We start from the raw sequence: 13962 nt of genomic DNA, 5'->3' as shown, positions 1-13962 counted from the left end.
ACTATACTATACTCTCTTTTCTATGTCATGTCAATGTTAAAATGACGAATGTGTCATTTTAATGTTGTGGATGTGGTCCAGTCAATCACAGGCAACATAGCTGTTAATAAAACTGTGGCTGGTATCAGGCAGAACGAAGTGGCAATAGGAACCGAAAACGATGTGAAGGCAGATGATTGTGTGGTAAAGTAAGTCGGAACATGAAGCTTAGCGCTAATTAAAGCAATGTATCCGCTACTATATCAAGGAGGAGGCACTTTAAACTACGCCAGCACTGGATAAAACGATTTTTCCCTTGTTGATTTCTGATAGGGGAAATACTGAGATTTTGTTAATTCTATAGATTAAAGTGTCTTCTATAAAATTAACAAAATATCAGAAGTACTATTTGAGGTAATTAGAACTGTACAAGCCATAAATAAAATATATAATTATGTGTATTCTTATTCCATACTTTAATAGATATTTTTTAAAATAAAAAGCATTTCTTCTGTAGTTTTATTTACACCATTGTTCTTATTTTTTTTATTGATTTTCTAAGAAAGTCTGATGTTATAGTATTACCTTTTTTTAACATTTCTGATGGAGTACCTTCAAATACTACCTGACCACCATTTTTACCACCATCAGGTCCAATATCTATCACCCAATCTGCTTGCTTTAAAACATCTAAATTATGTTCAATGATAATAATTGTATTACCTCTGTCTACTATTCTTTCAAAAATCAACATAAGCTTGTCAATGTCAGACATATGAAGACCAGTAGTTGGTTCATCTAGAATATATATAGTACCTTTTTTATTAAGATTTTTTGCTAGTTTAATTCTTTGACATTCTCCGCCAGATAGTGTACTAAGTGGCTGACCTAAAGTCATATAAGATAATCCAACATCTTTCATAGTTTGTAATATTTTACAAAGTTTCTTTTCCGTAAAGAATTCAAGTGATTCATCTACTGTCATGGAAAGAACTTCAACTATATTTTTACCCTTATACAATTTTGACAGGACTTCTTCATTATATCGAGTACCTCTACAAGCTTCACATATATTAACAACAGGGTCCATAAATACCAGTTCTGTAACAAGTACCCCTTTTCCATTACAAATAGGACAAGCCCCTTTAGAATTAAAGCTGAATAAACTTTCACCAACATTATTTTCTTTAGCAAAAAGTTTTCTTATTTCATCAAAAAAACCAAGAAAGGTAGCTGGCATAGAGCGATTTGTAGTTGTGATAGGGTTTTGGTCAATTTTAATAACATCTTTTTCATATTTTTTTGCAAAAATACTAGAAATCAAAGTACTTTTTCCAGAACCAGCAACTCCAGTAACAACTGTCATGATTCCAACCGGTATATCTATATCAACATTTTTTAGATTATACAAACAAGCTCCTCTAATGGGAAGAAAGCTTTTTGGTTTACGAGTGTTAGATTTTAGAGATAATGACAAATTCATAGCTTTTGAAGTAAGTGTATTTGCTAGAAGTAATTCATTATAGGTACCTTGAAATATAATATTTCCCCCATGTTTACCAGCATTTGGACCAATATCTATAATCTCATCTGCTATAGATATGACATCTTTATCATGTTCTACCACCAGAACTGTATTTCCTCTGTCTCTAAGTCTTTTTAATAATTGATTCATACGATGTACATCTCTTGGGTGCATTCCAGTGCTAGGTTCATCAAAAATATAGGTTAGACCTGTGAGGCTACTTCCCATATAGCGTACAAGTTTTAATCTCTGAGCTTCTCCTCCAGATAGAGAAGTTGATTCTCTATTTAGATGTAAATAAGGAAGTCCAATATCAATCATTCTTTTCAAGCCATCAGTAAGAGTATCTACAACAGTTTCAACTCTATCATCATTTATTTGAGAGAGTAAATTGTAAAGTTCAGTAAATTCCATATTACTCATATCTGCTATAGAATACCCTAAAATAGTGCAGTTAAGAGCATCTTTATTTAATCTTTTTCCATGACATTCAGGACATTCCTCATCAGTTATAAGTCTTTCCGACTTTTCTTTGGTGTGTTTGCTCATATTGCTAATATCTCGATTTAGATATGTTTGATTGTATTTATTAAAAATACCTTCAACTTTTGAATTTTCAGGCTTGCTTTTTCCATCTTTTGAGCCATATAGCAATAAATTATATTCCTCCATAGAATAATCCTTCAGAGGTTTATCTAAATCAAATAGTCCAGATTCAGCATACTGTTTCCAATACCATGAATTAGGTTTAAATAGAGAGTCATTTACACAACCTGCATTCCATGAATTTTCAGGATTTAGAATAGACTCAATATTAATCGCTTTGACTCTACCAATTCCAGAACAGTTTTTACACATACCATTTGGGTCATTAAACGAAAAATATGATGTTGTTCCTATATATGGTTTGCCAATTCTAGAAAATAATAATCTTAGTGAAGAATACAAATCGCTTATAGTTCCTACTGTAGAACGTGCATTGCCACCAAGAGGAGACTGGTCCACGATTACAGAAGCAGTTAAATTATCAATCAGTTCTACATGAGGTTTTTTGTATTTTGGAAGTCGACCTCTAATAAATGCTGAATATGTTTCATTCATTTGTCTTTGTGATTCTGCCGCAATTGTGTCAAATACAATACTTGATTTTCCAGAGCCAGAAACTCCAGTAAAGACAATGATTTTGTTTTTTGGAAGTTTAAGTGAGATGTTTTTTAAATTATTATGTGTAAGTCCCTTTATTATGATATCTGACATAAATACTAAGCCCTTTCTTTATATATTTTAGTAGCATAATTATATTATGTAGTTATATTATAATAAGATTAAAATTTATTTTCATGATATATTCTGCTATATTACAGATATTATTTTTAAATTTACTTACAGTGTAAACAGTATTAATTAGTATGCTACATATAAAAACAAAACTCCTATTATAAAACTTATTTAGAATTTAGTAAAAATGAGCTAGTTTAAAAGATTTAAATAACTTGACTTTTAAAACTTACTATTGTAATATTTTAAATATTACAATAGTAAGTTTTAAGTGTATACTCAGACATAATTTTACTACTTGAAAGGAGAGAACAATGTTACTGATAGTTATAATAGCTGTTTTTATAATAGCTTTAATCAACATAATTATATTAGGTAAAGAAAATATAAAAGGAATAATTATTCCTGTAGCTTTATTTCTTGTAAGTGACTTCTTATTTCTTTGTGGAAATATTATATTGAGAGGAGGAGTGATTTTACTATTCATAGGATTATTTGCAATACCATTAATGTTGATTGCTTTCATATGGATTTGTGTACATATTATTAAGCTACATCTTAGAAAAGATTTAAATAAAAGAAAAGTAATCGGATGTATAGTTTGTACTTTTATAAGTATATCTACTATATTTCTTCCTAGACCAAGTGAAAGTTTTAGATTCCAACTTTACAAAAAGGATTATATAGAGGTTGCACAAGCAGTCTTAAAAGCATGTGATGAAAAAAAGTTAAATTCTGAATATAATCTAAATATTAAACTTGGCAAAAAGGAGTTAGAAAATATTTTTTCCGAAGAAGTAGTAAATAAAATAAATAAGTTAAATAGAAATGTAGATGTAACTAAGATAGTTGGTAATAAAAAATCAGTTTGTTTTTTCTTTGGAGCTGAATTACAATCTGTTGATGGGATTGTATTCTTTAAAGATTTAAAAGGAAATAAGCCAGAGTTAGATTTTATAAATAAACACATTCAAGCTCCACGTTTAGAGTATATGGCAGATGATGTCTATTATTTTAAAGGAGGATTATAAATATACATATATAGGGAAGGAGTAAGATATGAAAAGAAAGACAAGTTTTATTTTAATAATTATTCTATTAATCATTGCATTTATAGCAAAACATTCAATGGAAAGTAATCAAAAGAGTAAAGAACAAAATATTAAGAGTAACAATACAAATTTTAAATCAAATGAATTGGATAGTAAAGATAGTACACAACAGAAAAAAGATAAAGTTAATGTAGTTGATTATAGTAATTGTTTTAAAGATGTTAGTGGAGGGGCTGTTTTTTATAGTAGTAAAAATAAAGAATATAATATATACAATAAAGAGTTAATTGAAACAAGGGCTTCACCTTGTTCTACTTTTAAAATAATTTCAACATTAATTGGTTTAGAAAAAGGAATAGTAAATTCAAAAGAATCAGTTATGGGGTATAATGGCACAATTTATGAGATTGAAGATTGGAATAGAAATCTTAATTTGGAAGAAGCATTTAAAGTATCTTGTGTTTGGTATCATAGAAAACTGATGAATCAAGTTGATGCTAAATTTGTTCAAAATACACTAGATAATCTAAAATATGGGAATTGTGACATTAGTGAGTGGGAAGGAAATTTAAAAAATGGAAGTAAAGATTTAAATGGGTTCTGGTTAGAATCTTCATTAAAAATCTCTCCCAAAGAGCAAACACAAGTATTAACTAAAATTTTTGAGGGTGATACAAGTTTTAAAAAAGAGAATATTAATCTCTTGAAGGAGATTATGAAAATAGATACAAATGATAAGAAAATAAATGTATATGGTAAAACTGGAACAGGATTTGATGAAAAGAAGCAATGTGTTGATGCATGGTTTGTTGGGATGGTAGAAAATGAAGATGATAAATATTACTTTGCTATTAAATCAGATGATTATAATAAAAAAATTGGAGGACCAAAAGTAAAAGAGATTGCAATTGATATAATTAATAGCTATTACAGTACTATATAATAGACATAACTTTATACTAAAATATTAGGTAGATTTAAGTAACTATGCAATGAATTGATAAATATATTGCATAGTTTTTATTTTATTTATATTATTTTAAGTATATGTAAAAGGATATGAGCAAAATTTTAATAAAAAATAATCTTATATTGGTTAAAATTTATAAGGTGTTTATGTAAAGTATCATATTTAATTGAAAAAAGTATTTTGAGAGAGAGTCAACATTTAGTTTGAAGTGTCACTATAATGTCATTTTGGATTGCTAAACTTTAACTATAAAGGAGATGATTATATATGGAAATACTAAAATGTGAAAATTTAACAAAGACATATGGCTCAAATCAAACTATGGTGACGGCTCTTAATAATTTGAATTTATCAGTTCAAAAAGGTGATTTTGTATCCATAGTAGGAGCCTCTGGTTCTGGAAAATCTACATTACTCCATATGCTTGGAGGAGTAGATAGACCTACATCTGGAAAAATTTATATTGAAGATACTGAGATAGCAAGCTTAAAAGAAGAAGCATTGGCAATTTTTCGACGCAGAAAAGTAGGGCTTATATATCAATTTTATAATCTTATACCTACTCTTGATGTTAGAAAAAATATATTATTACCAATGTTACTTGATAAGAGGAAAGTGGATGAAGATAGGTTTTCGGAAATTGTATCTACCTTGGGATTAACTGATAGGCTAAAACATCTTCCAGGTCAACTTTCAGGTGGGCAACAGCAAAGAGTAGCTATAGCTAGAAGTTTAATATATAGACCAGCTATTTTATTAGCAGATGAACCAACAGGTAATCTTGATAGAAAAAATTCTGAAGAAATTGTAGATTTACTAAACTTATCAAATAAACGATTTAATCAAACAATACTTCTTATTACTCATGATGAAAAAATAGCATTAGAAGCAAATCGCATTATAACTATGGAAGATGGTATGATAGTTTCTGAAAAGGTGGTGAAGAAATGAATATTCTTCAAGAATACACCTTAGATTTTGTACGTCGTAATAAGCGTAGTAGTATAGCTATAATGTTGGCTATATTACTTACTACAACTATGATGTCTTCTTTATGTGGATTATTATATACAATGTGGAGTGATTTTATAAGACTTTCAGTTGAGAAAGAAGGTAATTGGCATGGAGAATTATTTGATGAAACTCATGGAAGTGACTTATCATTAATTGAAAATTTCTCTTCAGTTGATGATGTGATGATTAAAGGACCATGGTATGTAGGTAAAATTAATGATGATAAAAGGGATTACATAATTTATAGAAATGCCACATCAGAATATTGGAATTCTATGCCAGAAAAAGACACTATACTAGAGGGGCGTCGACCAAATAATGCTAATGAAATTGCACTCTCAAAACAATATTTTGAAAGTAATCCAAATGTAAAAGTTGGTGATAAGATTACTATCCCAATAGGAGATAGGGTTTTAAATGAAAATTATATTGTACCTACAGCACCAACAGCAAAAGGTGAAAGTTTTAGAAAGATTTCAGAAACTGTGTTGACAATAGTAGGGAAAATAGATGTTACTACTTCATCAGTTGTACCTGCATATACAGCTCTTGGTTATCTTGATAGAGCAAGTATAAAGCCTAGTGATAATATTACTGTATATTTGCGATTTAAAAATATTAGAGATACATATAAAGAGCTTCCAAAGCTTGCTAAATCATTAGGATGGAAAATGAATGAATATGGAAAATACAATCTTAAGTATAATAGTAATTATCTTTTAAAGATGTTAGTCTTTTCTCCAGAACAGAAAGCATCTATGAACAGTATAGAAAAATTTTCAACACCTCTTATGTATTTAACAATAGCAATCTTTATAGTGGCTGTATTTGTAATGGTGATTTATAATGCTTTTGCATTATCAGCAAATGCTAGACTTACTCAATTGGGCATACTAGCTAGCATTGGAGCATCTCCAAAGCAGATTAAAAAGTCTGTAGTTTTTGAAGGTTTTTTATTGACAATTATCCCTTTACCTATAGGTTTATTTTTAGGGTGGGCATTGTGTAATGGCCTTGTAAGTTATATTAATTCAGTAAATATTAATATTGATAATCAACAGGTAATCTTTACTTATGGTATTCCTGCTTTCTTACCAGCTGTTTTACTTACAATAATAACAGTATGGGTTTCCGCACTGATACCAGCACGTAGAGTATCAAAACTAGCACCTATAGAAGCAATCAGACAAGGTGATAGTGTTAAAATTAAAAGTTCTAATAAATACTCATTAACAAGGTTATTTGGTATAGAAGGAGAACTTGCAGTAAATGCGCTTCGTGCCCGTAAAAAATCTTATCGTACTGCAACAATATCTTTAACACTTTCTTTTTTATTATTGACAAGCTTTCTAAATATAATTGCATGTCAAAAAGGTGCAGAGAGTGTTTATGGTAGTGATATTTATGCGAGTCAAAGGGATATATCATTGTATTTGGAAAATAGTGAACCTACAGAAAAACAGTTTTTAGAGCAATTAAACAATACACAAGGTGTAGAGAGTTCATTATATTATCTAAAAATGTCTGCAGCAACTTGGTTAACTGAAAAAGATGCTTCAAAAGAGCTTGCAAAGAGTGGAGGATTTAAAAATATAGTCTCAGCTAAAAAATATTCTCCTATAGAACGTGATGGTAAGTTTCGTATCACTTCAACTATGATTGGACTTGATGATGAGAGTTTTGCAAAATATTGCAAACAACTTTCTATAGACCCTAAACCATATTATGATACAAAAAATCCAATTTCAATTGTATATAATCGTGAGGAAGATGTTGAGCGTAGTACACGTAGGGATAAAGTATATATAGATTATTTAAATCTTTCTGTAGGAGATAACATTACATTGAATGAAAAAGTATATGATGAAGATGAGGGAAATTATACTTTTAACATGAAAGTAGGAGCTATTACAGATACACTTCCACAAATAGCAGAAAGGCTTGGTAGATACACACTAATTCAAGTAGTACCAATGTCTACAGTACAAGATATGTCTAAAAATTACCATGAAAATCGTAGATTAAAATCAAATAGGATAACAGGGCTATTTAAAATAGATAATCATGATAATATTTCTAAAGTAAGAAAAGAGTTTGAATCTATTTGCAACCAATATTATGGGTCAGGTGATTATAGGATTAATGATGTTGTAGAAAATGAAGAGTTAAGTGATAGTGGACAAATAACTATGAATTTAATAGTAGGATTTATTACAGCATTGTTAGCTGCAATTGGTTTATCAAATGTATGGGCGACTGTTTCAGGGAATCTTAGAAGTAGGCGACAAGAATTTGCTATGTTACGTTCTGCAGGATTGTCTCCAAATGGCATGAAAAAGATGATTATCTTAGAAGGATTATTTTTTGGTCTTACACCATTATTACTCAGTATTCCTGTGCAAATAGCTATATTGTATGCTTTCATCCATATAAATGAAATAAGTTTTATGGAGTACTTATTATTTGCACCAATATCCATAGTGACGAGTTTTACCATATTGATACTTATTGTAGTAATAGCATCGTATATTATGGGATGTAAACAATTAAATAATGAAAACATAGTAGAATCTATAAAAAATGAGACAATATAAACAAGATTTATTTGAATATTTTTTTAAAGCAACTTTAAATAATATTGTGTGTAAGTTATAAATAATGTATAAATGATAAATAAGATATAATGTAACTGGATTATAGGTGTTTTCCTATAATCCAGTTTTTTATGTATAAAACTTAATTATGAATTTTGCACCACCATGATGACAATTTTCTGCATGTATAGTACCATTTTGATTTTCGATAATAGACTTTGATAGAGCAAGACCTATACCAATGCTGTATTTGCTAGCATTTTTACCACGATAAAATCGATTAAAAATATATGGCAGGTCTTCTTGAGCAAAACCTTTACCATTATCTTCTATAATAATTTCAATGTATAGAGGATTTTTACTATAATAAGCAACAATCTGTCCACCATCTTCTACATGTTCACTACAGTTTTTAAGAATATTTAAAAGAGCTTCCAAAGTCCAGTTAATATCAATGTTAAATTCTACAAACGAAGAGTCTTCAATAAGAAATGTCTGGTTTTTTTCTTTTAAAATTTCTTCTATAGGTTCAACTGCATGAGTAAGAAGAGAATGGACATCTATAAGCTTACTTTCAAATATTAAAGTACTTGCATCTAACTTTGACAAAGTAAGTAAGGATGACACCAATCTTTCTAATCTTAATATTTGATTTGTAAGTCTGTTGAGGTAATCTATTTCTTCCTCGGGACAACTTTCTGCAAGTAACTGTGCCATGAGCGACATAGAAGTAATTGGAGTTTTAAGTTGATGTGCGATATCTGCAAGATTATCTGAAAGAGTTTGTCTTTCTTTTAAAGCAAATTCTTTTGAGCAACGAAGTTCTCCCACAGTTTTGTATATCTCGTCTTCAAGATGTGAAAACTCATCTTCACAACGTAAAAGTACAGATTCTTTTCCTAAATTTACTTCTTCTAAATAGCTCGTAAGCATATTTATTCTATTCATATTTTTTCTTTTTTCTCTATACTGAATTATAAACATAACTATAGCCATTGTTGACACTATAATAAAGGACACTATCATGAAATAAAAAAAGTTTTTATACCAAAATGTATTTTTAGTATAACCATGTTTTAATAAAATCTCATTTCCCACATTAAAGTCATGAGAATCTGAATTTTTTAGTGATTCTAAAATATGTTCTGTAGATTTAGGATTAAGTTGATAGGATGTACCAATGGTTTTAGCTATCATATTATATTCTTCAGAAGAAGTTACAGTTGTTAGAATTATACTTAACAAAATAGTAATAACTAAACAGAATACTATAAAAATAACAGTATTATTGATATATTTTTTTATTTTCACTAGCTGTCCTCCATTCTGTATCCTATACCTCTCAAGGTTTTTATACAGGATGGATTTTTTAGTTTTTCTCTAAGTCGCTTTATTGTAACAGTAAGAGTATTATCATTTACAAAGTTGCCATCTATATCCCAGAGCATTTCTAAGAGTTTTGCACGAGTAAGTGCTTTATTTTTATTCTCCATTAGACTTAGGAGTAGTTTGTATTCTCCTGCTGTCAAAGAGATTTCAATATTGTCCAAATATACTTTGACTTCATCTTTATTCAATCTTATATTTTCACATGTAAGAGTGCTAGTAGTGTTAGAATGAGTACGTCTAAGTACAGCATTAATTCTAGATTGAAGTACTGAAAGTAAGAATGGCTTAACCACATAGTCGTCTGCACCCATATCCAAACCTTGTACAATATCTTTTTCATCATCGCGCACTGTCAAAAATATCACTGGAATATCTCTTATATTTTTAACATATTTACAAAATTCATATCCAATCCCATCAGGTAAATTTAAATCAAGTAGAATTAAATTGATATCTTTGTCAAATTTTTTCTTAGCTTCAGTGATTGTACTATAACAACAAACTACATGGTTTTTCTTTTCTAGGGAAGCTTTTATCCCAAATGCAATTGTATCATCATCTTCTAAAAGAAGTATTTTTGCCATTTATTTTCAGTCCTTTCATTTAAAAGAAATTATAGTGTAAAAATATGGTTATCAGCATAAATAACTAACTGCTTGTGTGATATTGAATATTCAGTTACCAAACTGGAATTTGTTTTAATCTTTACTATTGCTCTTTTCTATAATAGTTCCAAGACCAGCTCCTACTATCATTCCAAATACTAATCCATAACACATAGATATTCCAGTTTTTCCTTGAGAGATACCAATCGCAAAACCGATAGCAATACCAATACCTGCACCTATAAACATAAATAAAGTAACATAACTATTTCTTTTATCTTTTTCTTCCATACACAGTCCTCCAACGTAAATTTCTATTTATACAGATATTATACAGATACACAAAATCATACACAATGGAAATCCTTGTTCTACAACAAAGTTATCATTTTATCCTCTAGATTATCCTGCACAGAAAATAAAATTCCTGTCAAAAAACTTATAAATTAAAACTACGCTTTAAGTGAATCTATCAAAAGACCAAGAGTGGTTTCAATAAATTTTTTTTCTTCTATATTAAAATTGTTGAGATACGATTTTCCTGTTATAGATAATAAATTAAAAAATCCTGTAAGTGTAAATATTGATGAATACATAAGAGTGGGTATCTCAATATCTGACCTAATACTTCCATCAACTTTTCCTATTTCAAATAGTTCTTGTATTTCTTCAAACATAAACTTATTGAAAGAAAAAAACTTTTCTTTAAAAGGTATCTCTAAGTCTGAGTTTTTAGATTGTACAAGTCCAATCATTCCCATTAAAGCTAATAAAGAAGGCTCTTTACAGTAGAATTTATGAAATGCAGAATATGAAAATTTTAATCTTTCAAATCCAGTTTTACCTCTTGAACTTTCTATTTTAACACTATCCCAAAGTCTTTTATACCCTCTTAGTACAACAGCAAAAAACAAATCTTCCTTGCATGAGAAATATTTATATATAGTACGTTTTGTATATTCTGTTTCCTTTGCTAGTTCATTCATAGAGGTGTTATCAAATCCATTAAGACAAAATAATTTTTCTGCTTTGACAACAATTTCATTTTCTCTTTGGATTTTTTCTTTATCTCTTTTTGATAATTCTGGCATATAAAACACTCCTTTTTACTGATTCCATTGATAAAATAGTATACTAGTGGTATACTTATATAACAACGGTATACTATTGCGAATAAAATTAATGTAAAGCACTATAATTTATTATAACTTTACTAATTAATTATATAGGTAAAATATAAAAAAAGGGGGATTTATTTATGCAAATAAAAGAAAATATCTTGTTGTTAGATAGTACTCGTGGTGCAAATTGTTTTATTGTGTTTGATGAAGAGATTACATTGATAGATACAGGACTTCCTTTTATGGGGAATGGTATAATTAAAGAATTAAAAACACTTGGGATTCAACTAACTGATATTAAGCATATTTTACTGACTCATCATGATGTTGACCATATGTCTAATATTAAGTTATTGAAAGAATATACAGGAGCAAAAGTGTGGGCTCATATGGAAGATATCCCATTTATTATAGGAGAGAAGGATAGACCTGGATTCAAAAAATTTATTGGAAAGACAATTGCAAAAAGAATTATTAAAGATATAGAGCCTCATAGAGACAATATGCAAGTTGGAAATATAAAAATTATTCATACACCAGGACATACACCAGGACATGTTTGTATGCTTTTTGAAGATGTTTTATTTGCAGGAGACTTAGTTAAGAATAAGAACGGAAATATAATTCCATATCCTAATCTGTGGAACTGGGACTCTGAAAAAATGATGAAATCTGTAAATGAGTTAGAAAATTTAAAATACAACTGGATATGTATGTCTCATGGAAGCCCTTGTACTAAAGAATAAAAATAATAACTTATGATACATTATTTAAAATAATAACTATTGACTATATACAACGTTGGTGATAGTATAATATCCAAGATAGAGTATAAGGTGGTGAATTTTTCTGATACGTACTTTAATTTTATATTATTTAAATATTAAGCCAACGCATGGATATGAAATTCAAAAATTTTTACAAGTTTCTGGTGCAGATAGATGGACCAAAATACAATCTGGTTCAATCTACTATGCTTTGACAAAGTTAGAAAAAGATGGATTAGTTAGAGTTTTGAGAGAAGAAAAAAATGGTGCTAGAATTCGTAAGATTTATGAGATTACACAAAGTGGTAAAGTGGAGCTAAGAGAAGAACTACAAAAAGAACTGCAAATGCCTATAGTTCCAATAGGTTCAAATAAGTTTTTGTTGTATAATATTTTAGATGTATTACCAAGAGATACTATACAAACCAATCTTGAAAAGCATATAAAGCATCTGATAGAGCAGAAAAAGTATTGGGAAAACTGGAAAGAAATTAAAAAGATTGATAAAAAAAGCCTTCCAACAGAAAGAATTGCCTTTGATATGACAATAGATAATTTGAATTATCAAATACTATGGCATGAGGAAATACTAAATAATATTGATAAGTACATATCTGTTGGTTATGAAACACAGAACGTCATTAAATCTATAGATTTTTCAAATATAGAAGAAGATTTTTTATTTGCAAATGAGGCAACAAGTGAACTATTAGAGGTTCAAAAACTCAGAGATGAAATAATTAATAATCCAGACAAAGCTATAGAAAATATAGATAAAATAATACTAAAATTACAAAATAAAAAATAAGTTTATTCATAATAACACGGGTCAAAGGCTCGTGTTTTAAAAAAACAATATATACAACGTTGGATATATAATATTGGTTAAAATATTAGGAGGTTTTATAAATGGAAAATGTACTATTAGAGATTGAAAAGTTATCTAAAAGATATAAAAATAAGGAAGTTGTATCAAGGGAGAGTTTTAAAATACTAGAAGGGGATATTTTAGGTTTTATTGGGCCAAATGGAGCAGGAAAAAGCACCTCTATTAATATGTTTACTACGATTTTATCTCCAGATAGTGGAGATATATATTATAAAGGTAAAAGTATCAAAAATCAGCAAAATGTTTTTAAAAGTGCTATTGGTGTTGTGCCACAAGAACTGGCAATATATGAAGATTTAAGTGCATATGATAATGTTAAATTCTTTTGTTCATTGTATGGTTTTAGAGGAAACGAACTCAAATCTCGAACTAAAGAGGCCTTAGAGTTTGTTGGACTTTGGGGTAGACACAAAGAACTTCCATCAAAATTTTCTGGAGGAATGAAACGCAGATTAAATATAGCTTGTGCAATCGCACATAGCCCTAACATTCTCATTATGGATGAGCCAACAGTTGGAATTGACCCTCAATCTAGAAATAAAATTATGGAAGCAATTAAAACGATTAATAAGAATGGTACAACAATTATTTACACTAGTCACTATATGGAGGAAATAGAAGCTTTATGTAATAGGATTGTTTTAATTGACAAAGGAGTAATTTTAGAAGACTTAGATAAGAGAGTATATAAAGATAAGTATTTAAAACTTGGTTGCAAGACTTTGGAGGATATTTTTTTATATCTTACAGGTACAAATTTGAGAGATTCGGAGGAATAA

Annotated in this window: 12 protein-coding genes; 7 read left to right on the top strand and 5 right to left on the bottom strand. The window is 29.0% G+C overall.

Annotated features, from left to right (window positions below; translation table 11 throughout):
- Positions 1–502: 502 nt before the first annotated feature.
- Complete coding sequence (locus IC219_RS18265; protein ID WP_227831722.1) at positions 503–2761, bottom strand: excinuclease ABC subunit UvrA; 2259 nt, start codon at positions 2759–2761, stop codon at positions 503–505.
- Positions 2762–3096: 335 nt separating this feature from the next.
- On the opposite strand from IC219_RS18265, the gene IC219_RS18260 reads away from it, so the two are divergent.
- The 4 genes from IC219_RS18260 to IC219_RS18245 all read left to right on the top strand — a co-directional run bounded on the left by IC219_RS18260 (position 3097) and on the right by IC219_RS18245 (position 8412).
- Positions 3097–3813 (top strand): hypothetical protein, encoded by a 717-nt coding sequence (locus tag IC219_RS18260; protein ID WP_227831721.1) that lies wholly within the window; start codon positions 3097–3099, stop codon positions 3811–3813.
- A 28-nt stretch (positions 3814–3841) separates the two neighbouring features.
- The gene (locus IC219_RS18255; RefSeq protein WP_227831720.1) at positions 3842–4777 is read left to right on the top strand and encodes a penicillin-binding transpeptidase domain-containing protein; all 936 of its coding nucleotides are present in this window, start codon (positions 3842–3844) and stop codon (positions 4775–4777) included.
- Between the two features lie 294 nt (positions 4778–5071).
- Positions 5072–5755, top strand: a complete 684-nt coding sequence (locus IC219_RS18250) for an ABC transporter ATP-binding protein (protein ID WP_227435330.1) — start codon at positions 5072–5074, stop codon at positions 5753–5755.
- Complete coding sequence (locus IC219_RS18245; protein WP_227831719.1) at positions 5752–8412, top strand: ABC transporter permease; 2661 nt, start codon at positions 5752–5754, stop codon at positions 8410–8412. Before IC219_RS18250 ends, IC219_RS18245 begins: the two co-directional genes overlap by 4 nt.
- A gap of 129 nt (positions 8413–8541) precedes the next feature.
- Here the strand turns inward: IC219_RS18245 and IC219_RS18240 are convergent, their stop codons facing one another.
- From IC219_RS18240 to IC219_RS18225, 4 genes are all read right to left on the bottom strand, one after another.
- A complete protein-coding gene (locus IC219_RS18240) occupies positions 8542–9723 on the bottom strand; it encodes a sensor histidine kinase (protein WP_227831718.1) in 1182 nt (393 codons plus the stop codon).
- A complete protein-coding gene (locus tag IC219_RS18235) occupies positions 9723–10385 on the bottom strand; it encodes a response regulator transcription factor (protein ID WP_227435324.1) in 663 nt (220 codons plus the stop codon). Before IC219_RS18235 ends, IC219_RS18240 begins: the two co-directional genes overlap by 1 nt.
- A gap of 114 nt (positions 10386–10499) precedes the next feature.
- Positions 10500–10697, bottom strand: a complete 198-nt coding sequence (locus IC219_RS18230; protein ID WP_227435321.1) for a hypothetical protein — start codon at positions 10695–10697, stop codon at positions 10500–10502.
- A 161-nt stretch (positions 10698–10858) separates the two neighbouring features.
- Complete coding sequence (locus IC219_RS18225) at positions 10859–11497, bottom strand: TetR/AcrR family transcriptional regulator (protein ID WP_227435320.1); 639 nt, start codon at positions 11495–11497, stop codon at positions 10859–10861.
- A 167-nt stretch (positions 11498–11664) separates the two neighbouring features.
- Between IC219_RS18225 and IC219_RS18220 the strand changes: the two genes are divergently transcribed.
- The 3 genes from IC219_RS18220 (at position 11665) to IC219_RS18210 (ending at position 13962) form a co-directional block, all read left to right on the top strand.
- Complete coding sequence (locus IC219_RS18220; RefSeq protein WP_227831717.1) at positions 11665–12273, top strand: MBL fold metallo-hydrolase; 609 nt, start codon at positions 11665–11667, stop codon at positions 12271–12273.
- Positions 12274–12370: 97 nt separating this feature from the next.
- The gene (locus IC219_RS18215; protein ID WP_413926960.1) at positions 12371–13102 is read left to right on the top strand and encodes a PadR family transcriptional regulator; all 732 of its coding nucleotides are present in this window, start codon (positions 12371–12373) and stop codon (positions 13100–13102) included.
- Positions 13103–13203: 101 nt separating this feature from the next.
- A complete protein-coding gene (locus IC219_RS18210) occupies positions 13204–13962 on the top strand; it encodes an ABC transporter ATP-binding protein (RefSeq protein ID WP_227831716.1) in 759 nt (252 codons plus the stop codon).

Source organism: Clostridioides sp. ES-W-0018-02 (genome assembly GCF_020658175.1).
In the GTDB taxonomy this organism is placed as follows: domain Bacteria; phylum Bacillota; class Clostridia; order Peptostreptococcales; family Peptostreptococcaceae; genus Clostridioides.
This window is presented reverse-complemented; position numbering and strand designations above follow the sequence as displayed.